Below are 10,000 nucleotides of genomic sequence, written 5' to 3'. Positions count from 1 at the left end.
GGAGAGAACACATTTACATTTTCAGAAATTGATAATCCTAAGTTACTTTGTGCTAATGCTCCAGCATCGTTTAACCCATCCCCTACCATCATGACATTTTTGCCTTCTTTTTGTAATTGTTCTATGTATTGTAGTTTTTGTTCAGGTTTTTGATTGAAAACTAAAGTCGTTTTCGAAGGCAACATTTTTTCTAAAATTCTTCTTTCTCCATCATTATCACCAGATAAGACAACTAAATTGTAATGTTTAGCCAAATCAGCAAACAATTCCTCTAAACCTTTTCTGTATTGATTATTGAAGACATAACTTCCTTTGTAAACACCATTGATTTCCACATGCACTTTAGTTTTCTTATGCGTGTTTTCGGTCATGGTTTTTAGGAATTGTGACGAACCTAATTTTATGGTATTTCCTTCAATTTCTGCGAAAATTCCTTTCCCAATGATTTCTTCAAAACTTGTAGTTTCTATTTTTTCTTGATTTGGAATAAAATCATATAATCTTCTACTTAACGGATGATTCGAACCACGCAAAACGTTTTTCAATAATCTTAGTTCGGATGCGTTTAATTCCGTTCCTTCATAAGTAATAGCTGTTTTTTTATTAGTTGTAATCGTTCCTGTTTTATCGAAAACGATTGTGTCTACTTTGGCTAATTGTTCGACTACCAAAGCATTTTTCAAGTATAATTTTCGCTTGCCTAGAATTCGCAACACATTTCCTAATGTAAATGGAGCCGTTAATGCTAACGCACATGGACAAGCCACAATCAAAATTGCAGTGAAAACATTAAAAGCAGTTTGTACATCGATGAAAATCCAATACGTAAAGGAAACTACCGCTAAAGCTAATAATGCTGGCGTGAAATAACGACTAATTTTATCGGTAATGGTTTTATGTTGTTGTTCTACGCGTTTTTGAAAAACATCGTTACTCCATAATTGGGTTAAGTAACTTTGGGAAACCGAAAATAACACTTCCATTTCAATCACTTTTCCCATTTGTTTTCCGCCTGCGAAGACTTTATCTCCTGATTTTTTCTCAATCGGAACCGCTTCACCTGTTACGAAACTGTAATCGATAGATGCTTTTTCAGAAATTAAAATCCCATCTACTGGAATTAACTCTTGATTTCGAATTAAAAGCCTATCCCCTTTTTGGATATCATATACTTGAACTGATTCTTCATCTCCATTTGGTAATACTTTTGTGATTGCAATTGGAAAATACGATTTATAATCGCGTTCAAATGAAAGGAAATCGTATGTTTTCTTCTGAAATAATTTTCCTAATAACATAAAGAAAATCAATCCCGCCATACTATCGAAGAAACCTTGTCCGTAATCGAAAACGATATCAACCGTACTTCTTACGAACATGACTACGATTCCTAAAGCAATTGGAATATCAATATTCAATAATCCTGATTTCATACTTTTCCAAGCAGAAACATAATAGCCAGAAGCGGAATAAATAAACGTAGGTAACGATAATCCAAAAATCAGCCAACGGAAAAATCCTCGATATTGATCAATCCAATATTCTTCTACTTCAAAATATTCGGGAAACGAAAGCAGCATGATGTTTCCAAAACAGAAAAACGCTACTCCTATTTTATAGATTAAAGTTCGGTCGATTTTTTTCTTGCCTTCATCAAAATTTTCTAATGAAATGTAAGGTTCGTAACCTATCGAACTCAATAAATAGACGATATCTTTTAAAGAAGTTTGTTCGGGATTAAACGTAATTCGGACTTTCTTTTCAGGGAAATTAACCTGCGATGCGTTTATTCCTGGTTGAAGTTTTTGTAGATTTTCCAGAATCCAAATACACGAACTACAGTGTATATGAGGAATGTAGAGTGAAACAATGTGTGTTGTACGCTCTTGGAATTCCAACAATTTTGTAACAATTTCTTCATTGTCTAAAAAGTCATATTTGCCCTGAATGTCTTGTGGAGTGGCGCCGGGTGCTGCCTGAAAATCATAATAACACGTTAGGTCGTTTTGACTAAAGATTTCGTAAACAGTTTTACAACCATTACAACAAAACTTCTTTTCGTCAAATACAATCTCGTCTTTTTTTAGAATTTCATTACCACAATGGAAACAATTTTCTGCGTCCATAAATTTGCTCATTTTACCTGTGACAAATGTCTTATATAAAAGTAACTCAAAATATGATAATTGTCATACATTTTTGTAATTTTGTAAACACATTAAACAAAATCTTACTATGGGTAAATGCGAACAGTGTATTGTGAGGCAATTTAGTTCATTAAAAGCCTTAAATAAAGATGAATTAATTCGTATGGCCGAATGCAAAACATCTTACACTATAAAAAAAGGGGAACCAATCTTTGAAGAAGGAGAAGTAACTAATGGTATTTACTGTATCAAAGATGGCGTTTGTAAGCTGTCGAAACTAAGCGACAATGGGAAAGACCAAATTGTAAAATTGGTAAAACCAGGTGAATTATTAGGGCAACGTTCGATGATTAGTGACGAGCCTGCTAATTTAAGTGCTGTAGCTTTAGAAGAAATGGAAGTGTGTTTTATTCCTCGTAGCGAAGTAATGCAATTCTTTACACAAAACAATCAGTTTTCGATGAATGTAATGAAAACGATTTGTGAAGATTTAAAAGGGGCCGACGATCACATGGTAAATATGGCACAGAAAACCGTTCGCCAACGTTTAGCTGAAACTTTAATTTACTTAGAAGATACTTTTGGTAAAAATGAAGACGGCACCTTACGTATCCAACTATCAAGAGAGGAATTAGCGGGAATGATTGGAACTGCTACTGAGAGTTGTATTCGCTTACTTTCCGAATTAAACAAATCTGAATATATTGAGTTGATTGGAAAGAAAATCAAACTTTTGGACAAGAATAAATTAAAACGATTAACATAAGAGAATCCGCTACGGCGGATTTTTTGTTGGGTGAAATTGTAAGATTTTTTTAGTATTTTTGAAAAGATAAAACCGACGTTTGTTAGATATATTAAGAAGTTAGCAAATAATTAATGGAAGAAAACAACAAAATAAAACTTAACGATTCAATTTGGGCAAATTTAGAATATCAGTTAGCTAACCATTTGCTCAATGAAGCGTTCGTAAATCCAAATCTCAATCACAAAATTGAAAATTCTGAAATTGTTTATCATTACACAACTTTAGAGAGTTTTATTTCAATATTAGAAAGCCAATCATTTTATTTTACAAACCTTAATTACCTTAATGATAGAAAAGAATATGATCATGGAGTGGACATAATATTAGATACCCTAAAACTCCATACTCATAATGAAGTTTCAGAATCAAAACTAAAAATTTTAACTTATGTTGAAAAAAATTTAGAATCAGTTCATAAATCAACTAGATATATTGCTTGTTTTTCAAAAAATGGAGATTTACTTAGTCAATGGAGATCTTATGGTAATCAAGGAAAAGGTATTTCTGTAGGATTTAAAACCAGTGATTTAGAATATTTTGATGGTGGATTTATAAATTGTATGAATATCGAATATCGAGAAGAATTTCAGAGAAAAATTATTTATGAAATCATCAAAATTATTCTCGACTACTTCGAAAATATTAAAAGCTCAATCGATTGGATTGATTATAATTATGAATTATTAGTATCAAAATCAATTGTGCAAATTCTAGAAGAGTTCATCTCAAATTTTAAAGACCCAAGCTTTGATGAAGAAAAAGAATTTCGTCTAGAATATAAAATTGACGAAAATATTAATGAAAATGATAACAGTAAACTTTTTTTTCGCAGTAATGGTAGTTTGATTATTCCATTTTATAAAATTGAATATGTTGACAAAAACGATACTCATTCAATAGAATCAAATTATAAAAAATTACCTATCGAAAAAATCATTATTGGACCTTCTTTAGATTATGACTTAAACAAGAATTCAATTGAAATTTTTCTTTCAAAATTAGGTTATAAAAATATTGAAATAATCCAATCTAAAATTCCTTATAGAATATAATTATGATAGCTCCTAAAAAACTTATCCCACAAAAAAAATCCGCTCTTCAGCGGATTTTCTTTATTCTGTTGGTCCTTCCCAATTAGAAAAACCACCTAGTAAATTAAAGGTATTCTCAAAACCTAATTGCTCCATGGCGTTACAAGCGTTGGCACTACGTACACCAGCGGGCACAATACACATAATAATTTTTCGATTTATCCAACTCCTCTACTCTATAGATAAAACCTTGTCCTTTATAGATATCAATATTAATCGCACCTGGAATATAACCTGCGTTAAATTCATCTTCAGTACGAACATCTAATATAACACCGTTCTCATCTTGCGAAAACTGGCTCCACCACGTATTTTGATCTAAGTTTGTCATTGTATCTTTTTTTTCCAAAAGTACTATCAAAAAATGCAATTTTAAAACTTTAACAAAAATTTATTAAACATTTGTACATACAAATAAAATAGTTAACTACATTTGTACATACAAATTTTACAACATCAAATGAGAATAGAAGAAATCATAAAACCAAACTCGCCAATGGCAATGGAGAAGAAAACATTACTAAATGTAATGTACACTCAAAATGTCATTTCGGAAAAGTTTAATGAGATATTAAAACCATTTGACCTTTCCCCTGAACAATTTAATGTGTTACGCATCTTAAGAGGTCAGAAAGGAAAGCCTGCTAATATGTGTATGATACAAGAACGCATGATTGCGAAAACCAGTAACACTACACGTTTAGTTGACAAATTGTTATTAAAAGAATTAGTGCTTCGAGAAGTTTGCCCCATCAATCGCCGTAAAATGGAAATTACCATTACGGAGAAAGGTTTGGAACTATTATTGCAATTGGATCCATTAGTTGAAGCACACGAACAATCTTTTTCTCAAAATTTGACCGTTGCAGAATTAGAATTATTAAACGAATTACTTGAAAAATTTAGAAATTAAAAACCCAAAAATTACTATGACAAATTTTATAGAAAATCAGAAATGGCGTTACGCTACAAAAAAATTTGATGCTGCAAAAAAAATATCAGCAGCTGATTTAGAAACTTTAAAAGATGCAATCCAATTGAGTTCGTCTTCTTATGGTTTACAGTTATACAAAGTATTTATCATCGAAAATCCAGAAGTTAGAGCGCAATTACAACCAGCTTCTTGGGGACAATCGCAAATTGTTGAAGCTTCTCACCTATTAGTATTTGCTAACATTGTGGACGTTCAAGACCAACACATTGATGATTATGTTCAAAACATTGCTAATACAAGAGGTTTATCAGTTGAGGATTTAAAAGGATATTCAGACTTTATGAAATCTAAAATTGTTCCGTTACCATTGGAGCAAAAAGCGGTTTGGACTTCAAAACAAACGTATTTAGCTTTAGGAAATCTTTTAAATGCTGCAGCTGAATTAAAAATCGACGTTACACCAATGGAAGGTTTTGAACCAGAAAAATACAATGAAATTTTAGGATTAAACGCATTAGGATTAAACGCTTCATTAGTAGCAGCTGTTGGATATCGTCATGAAGAAGATGCAACGCAACACTATGCAAAAGTTAGAAAACCAAAACAAGAATTATTTACTACTATTTAATTATAACCATTAACATTTAAAACAATTCAAAACATGAAAAATTTCAAATCAATCGCTTTAGCTCTTGTAGCTTTCGTATCATTTGCAACTACTGCACAAACAAGTAAAAAAGTAGATGCTTCAAAAAGTACTATCAACTGGGTTGGTAAAAAAGTAACAGGTTCTCACGAAGGTACAATTACTTTAAAAGATGGAGCTTTAATTTTCAAAGGAAAAAAATTAGTTGGTGGAAACTTTACAGTTGACATGACTACAATTAATACAACTGACTTAGACGGAAAAAGTAAAGCAAACTTAGATGGTCACTTAAAATCTGACGATTTCTTTGGTGTTGAAAAATTCCCAACGGCTACTTTAGTTATCAAATCTCTTGGTGAAAAAGGAAATGGTGTTTACGCTGTAACTGCTGACTTAACAATCAAAGGGAAAACAGAATCAATCAAATTTGATTTAACTGTTGGAAAAAATGCTGCTGAAACTTCTTTAAAAGTTGACAGAACTAAATACGGAATCCAATACGGATCTGGAAGTTTCTTCGACAACTTAGGAGACAAAACAATCAGCGACGAATTCGAATTAAAAGTGAAATTAGTATTCTAATTGAACTGGGAAACTTTGCTATGAAAAACAAAAAAAGCCTTGAAGAAATTCAAGGCTTTTTTTGTTTTTTTACTCTAGAAAAGAGGAATCATTATTCTTCTAACATTTTCTCAAAAGCTTCTCTAGTCATCACATTTAAAGTATCTTTTTCATAATCCCAAACGGAAACATACTTTTCAGAAACAACAAAGTGTTCTTTTAAATTGTAAAGTTTTCCATAAAGCATTAAAGTACAAATATCAGTTGAAGTAATAAATTCGCCAGTCTCTGGTAAATGACTGTGCATTGTAGCCTCAATTTTTTTATCTCCATCAATTTGGATTGGAATAATATTTTTATGGAGTGCTTTACGATTTAACAGTTTATTATTTTTGTCAAAATTCATTAAATAATCATTTCCTAAAATAATAACGTTATTAACTTTTGGTCCGGTTAAAACAAATACTTTTTTTTCTTTTTTATTAATAATTGGCACAACATTAAAACTCGTATTATTATAATGTTTAAAAAGAGTATCGGAATAAATAATATTCATAGCTTCTTTTCTAAGCTCATAATAGTCCAATTCATTTTTGGTGAATTCTCTTTCTTTTAAATCGGCTTTTGCTGTTTCCAATTTAATTTTAGCTTCAAAATTGATTGTGCCAATAACTTTTGGTTTTTTATCTTTTGAAAAAAAGATACATTTTGGAACATCGTTATCCGTATATGAAAAATAACCGCCTATATTTTCTGAATTCTTATAGATTTCAATAAAAATATCAGTACCATACCACGAAGCCATTTCTGAATTATAAAGCATTTTGCCTTCATCTACTATTTTAGCAGTTTCTTTATCTAAATTAGATTGACCAAAAGCGGTAATTCCAATGAAGATGATAAGTAATTTTCTCATTGTTTAATTGGTGTTAAAGTTCCAAATATAAGAAATTACTTTCATGATAAATACGGAAATCCGTAAAGTAGAAAATTTATGGCAAGGTAACTTCTCCTAAAAACAAAGTCCAAACTTCTTTTTTGGTGGTTCCAAAAGTCTTCACAACAGGTTTAAATCCAATTTTTTGATAATATTGAAATTCCATTGGAATTTTGTTTTGCATAACAGTAAGTTGGTATTGTGTTGTCCAATAATCCGTTGATACGATAGAATTTTCAAAATTAGCAACCGAAAATGAAAAGTTCTTATTCGTAATTTTATCAATCAATTCATGCAATGAAATAGTAGCATTTTCAGTTGAGGTAAAATCGATAACTTTTATATTTTCACTTTCAAATAAGCTGTAAATACTGCTTTTAATTTCAGCTTTTAAAGTTTCGGATGTTGATTCACTTGATAATAAAGTTAGATATTGGTAATAATCTTCCACTTTTAAAGTCGCACTTTCTTGGTACGCTTTTACAGAAGCCATTGTGAAATTTGCTTTTATTGCCGTTGAAGCAGGCGTATTCGCATTTTGACCAAAAACGGAAAATGTACCAACTAAAAACAATAAAATACAGCTTCTTAATAACATCTTATTCTTGTATAATTCGTATAAATTTAATCTCATTCTTGTCATTACTTTGAATATCAATCACCTTCATTCGCTTCAAAGAAACACTTGGAACAATCAACTTTTCTGAAAATTCTTGCTTGTTGAAATATTCAATTCCCAAATCATTTTTCAACATCACCAAAACTTCTAAATCATCGGCTAAAATCTTTTGCAATTGCTCTTTTCGGGTTTCCCAATCTTTAATATCCGATTTCATAAAACCTTTTAGCATCATCGCATAATCATCTGGTTGTAAGTTGATTTCATTTGGATTTTCCTTTCCTAAAACAACCGTTTTGTCTTTATAATACGGACTTTTCAGTACAATTTTAGCACTTTCCTTTGTCGTAATTTGAATTTTTGAATCTACAATTTCAATTGGTGTTTCCACATCATTTTCAATCATTACCGCTTTCACTTCTTCACTATTGATTTGCTCTTCGGTAAAGGCATTTTTTACGGGAATGATTTGTACTTCTTCCCTATTCAAATAACGATAGATTAAAATTCCCATCAAAAACAAACCAATAAATCCAACACTAAAAACAACTTTATTATTTCGTTTTGGTTGAGCCACATTTGGAACTACTTCTTCTTTCCATTTAAACACATATTCATCCCAACCCGAATAACCGACCAATTGCGATAAAATATCCAACATATCTTTTCGTGGCAATTTATCGTTGTTTTCGACTTTCAAATGCGTGTAAATCCATTTTTCGCTGACCGTTTGTTTTACTTGAATAGCAATCAAATGGATTAAATTTTGAATGTCTTGCGAACTAAACGTTTTCCAATTTCCCTCAAAATAAGGATACTGCTTCTGATAGGTCAAAAGCACATCGTTTTTAAGTTGTTGAAATACGTCTAATGGATTCATGAATTTTATTCGGGTCAAAAGTAATGGATTGCAATTTTTTTTCTACTGTAAAACCACTGTAAATGTAGCGAAAAATCTTTACAGATAGTGGAAAGTGGTTTTGCCAAACGTTTTTCTAATTTCCAAAGTACTATTGCCATTAAATCTTTAAAAATATAAAATTATGAAAACAACAGTATTGCATTTAAACGGAAAAATCAATTGGATTATTGTTACCTTATTGCTCACTTTTAGCGTTTCTCAGGCACAAATTAGCGGTAACCAAATTTATGGAAACAACTCATACAACGGCAACAATTACAATCAGAGTAACTTACCTAATAACACCGTGGTTTCTATTAACGACAATCATTTAACGGTTACTGTAAAATTGCTTCAGAACAAAAAAGCCGATGGTTTTGTGATTACGTTAGGTTTAAACGAAGAAGACGAAACCGTTTCGGGTTGTAGTAAAAAAATTAATGCTCGAATTGACGGATTTTTAGACAAAATTAAAACCTTAGGAATTAAAAAAGAAAACGTGTACATCGATTTTATTTCGCAAACTAAAATTTATGATTTTGAAGTGAGCGGCTTGAATTCGGAACAAGTGGATAAAGGATTTGAAATCAAAAAGAATATCATTATTACGACTTCAAACGTAAATAGTTTGGAAAAATTAATTGCTTTAGCTTCCGATTTTGAAATTCATGATGTGATAAAAGTAGATTATTTTAATTCCGATACGAATGTAATTCACAATGCTCTTTTTGATGAAGCCTTAGTTTTAGCCGAAGCGAAAAAAATCCGATACATGAAATCGTTTGGAAAACGAATCGTTGGAACTCCAAATGCTACAGAAGAATTTGCAACCGTTTTCCCAGAAACACAATACAAAACCTATCAAGCCTTTGAAACGGCAGAAATTCAAATCAATTACAACAATAGAAGTCCCTATTTAAAGAAAATCGCCCGAAAAAATAAAACTTTCTACTACGACGGAATTTCAAGTGCAGGTTTTGACAAAGTCATCAATCCCAACCAAACGGAAGTCGGTATTCAATATGTATTGACACTTACGATGACGTATAAAATTGATACTTCGATTTAAAGAAAGTTTGTGGAATAAAAAAAGCCCTGAATTACTTCAGGGCTTTCCAATGTTAAGGGTGAAAGACGGGTCTCGAACCCGCGACCTTCGGAACCACAATCCGACGCTCTAACCAACTGAGCTACAATCACCATTTGTTTTGCGAGTGCAAATATAGGGGTTTACTTCTATCTTGCAAAGATTTTTTTTACTTTTTTACTACAATTTTATTTCAAATCGCCTAAGCTATTGACAGCCAAATATCTTTCAGTAGTAAAACCTTCAGCATATTCTACTCCAACAAGCCT

10 protein-coding genes, 1 tRNA gene and 2 pseudogenes are annotated in these 10,000 nt (G+C 31.3%); 6 read left to right on the top strand and 7 right to left on the bottom strand.

Annotated elements, in window-relative coordinates; genetic code table 11:
• The coding region (locus LDL23_RS10815) for a heavy metal translocating P-type ATPase metal-binding domain-containing protein (RefSeq protein ID WP_291265711.1) at positions 1-2,126 on the bottom strand (2,126 nt) is incomplete at its 3' end.
• A gap of 109 nt (positions 2,127-2,235) precedes the next feature.
• Between LDL23_RS10815 and LDL23_RS10810 the strand changes: the two genes are divergently transcribed.
• A complete protein-coding gene (locus LDL23_RS10810; protein ID WP_291265710.1) occupies positions 2,236-2,913 on the top strand; it encodes a Crp/Fnr family transcriptional regulator in 678 nt (225 codons plus the stop codon).
• A gap of 113 nt (positions 2,914-3,026) precedes the next feature.
• Positions 3,027-4,007, top strand: coding sequence for a DUF2971 domain-containing protein (locus LDL23_RS10805; RefSeq protein ID WP_291265709.1), 981 nt, complete (start codon positions 3,027-3,029; stop codon positions 4,005-4,007).
• A gap of 60 nt (positions 4,008-4,067) precedes the next feature.
• Here LDL23_RS10805 and LDL23_RS10800 read toward each other — a convergent pair.
• A pseudogene (locus LDL23_RS10800) lies at positions 4,068-4,377 on the bottom strand (rhodanese-like domain-containing protein).
• Between the two features lie 129 nt (positions 4,378-4,506).
• Here LDL23_RS10800 and LDL23_RS10795 point away from each other — a divergent pair.
• Genes LDL23_RS10795 through LDL23_RS10785 form a run of 3 tightly spaced genes read left to right on the top strand, consistent with a single transcriptional unit; the run spans position 4,507 to position 6,208 of the window.
• Positions 4,507-4,959 (top strand): MarR family transcriptional regulator, encoded by a 453-nt coding sequence (locus LDL23_RS10795; RefSeq protein ID WP_291265708.1) that lies wholly within the window; start codon positions 4,507-4,509, stop codon positions 4,957-4,959.
• A gap of 16 nt (positions 4,960-4,975) precedes the next feature.
• The gene (locus LDL23_RS10790) at positions 4,976-5,608 is read left to right on the top strand and encodes an NAD(P)H-dependent oxidoreductase (protein WP_291265707.1); all 633 of its coding nucleotides are present in this window, start codon (positions 4,976-4,978) and stop codon (positions 5,606-5,608) included.
• A 33-nt stretch (positions 5,609-5,641) separates the two neighbouring features.
• Positions 5,642-6,208, top strand: a complete 567-nt coding sequence (locus tag LDL23_RS10785; protein ID WP_291265706.1) for a YceI family protein — start codon at positions 5,642-5,644, stop codon at positions 6,206-6,208.
• 91 nt (positions 6,209-6,299) lie between these two features.
• On the opposite strand, the gene LDL23_RS10780 is transcribed toward LDL23_RS10785, so the two are convergent.
• The 3 genes from LDL23_RS10780 to LDL23_RS10770 form a co-directional block, all read right to left on the bottom strand.
• Entirely contained in the window at positions 6,300-7,103 is an 804-nt protein-coding gene (locus LDL23_RS10780; protein ID WP_291265705.1) for a hypothetical protein, read from the bottom strand.
• 76 nt (positions 7,104-7,179) lie between these two features.
• Entirely contained in the window at positions 7,180-7,758 is a 579-nt protein-coding gene (locus tag LDL23_RS10775; RefSeq protein WP_291265704.1) for a hypothetical protein, read from the bottom strand.
• Entirely contained in the window at positions 7,724-8,623 is a 900-nt protein-coding gene (locus tag LDL23_RS10770; RefSeq protein ID WP_291265703.1) for a hypothetical protein, read from the bottom strand. Before LDL23_RS10770 ends, LDL23_RS10775 begins: the two co-directional genes overlap by 35 nt.
• 163 nt (positions 8,624-8,786) lie before the next feature.
• Between LDL23_RS10770 and LDL23_RS10765 the strand changes: the two genes are divergently transcribed.
• Positions 8,787-9,713 (top strand): SIMPL domain-containing protein, encoded by a 927-nt coding sequence (locus LDL23_RS10765; protein ID WP_291265702.1) that lies wholly within the window; start codon positions 8,787-8,789, stop codon positions 9,711-9,713.
• Positions 9,714-9,769: 56 nt separating this feature from the next.
• Here LDL23_RS10765 and LDL23_RS10760 read toward each other — a convergent pair.
• Positions 9,770-9,845, bottom strand: a tRNA-His gene (locus LDL23_RS10760).
• A gap of 74 nt (positions 9,846-9,919) precedes the next feature.
• A pseudogene (locus LDL23_RS10755) lies at positions 9,920-10,000 on the bottom strand (bacillithiol biosynthesis deacetylase BshB1); the annotation flags it as partial.

This window comes from Flavobacterium sp. (assembly GCF_020217025.1).
Lineage (GTDB): Bacteria > Bacteroidota > Bacteroidia > Flavobacteriales > Flavobacteriaceae > Flavobacterium.
Note: the sequence above shows the minus strand (reverse complement) of the source record. Positions and strands in the feature narration are given on the sequence as shown.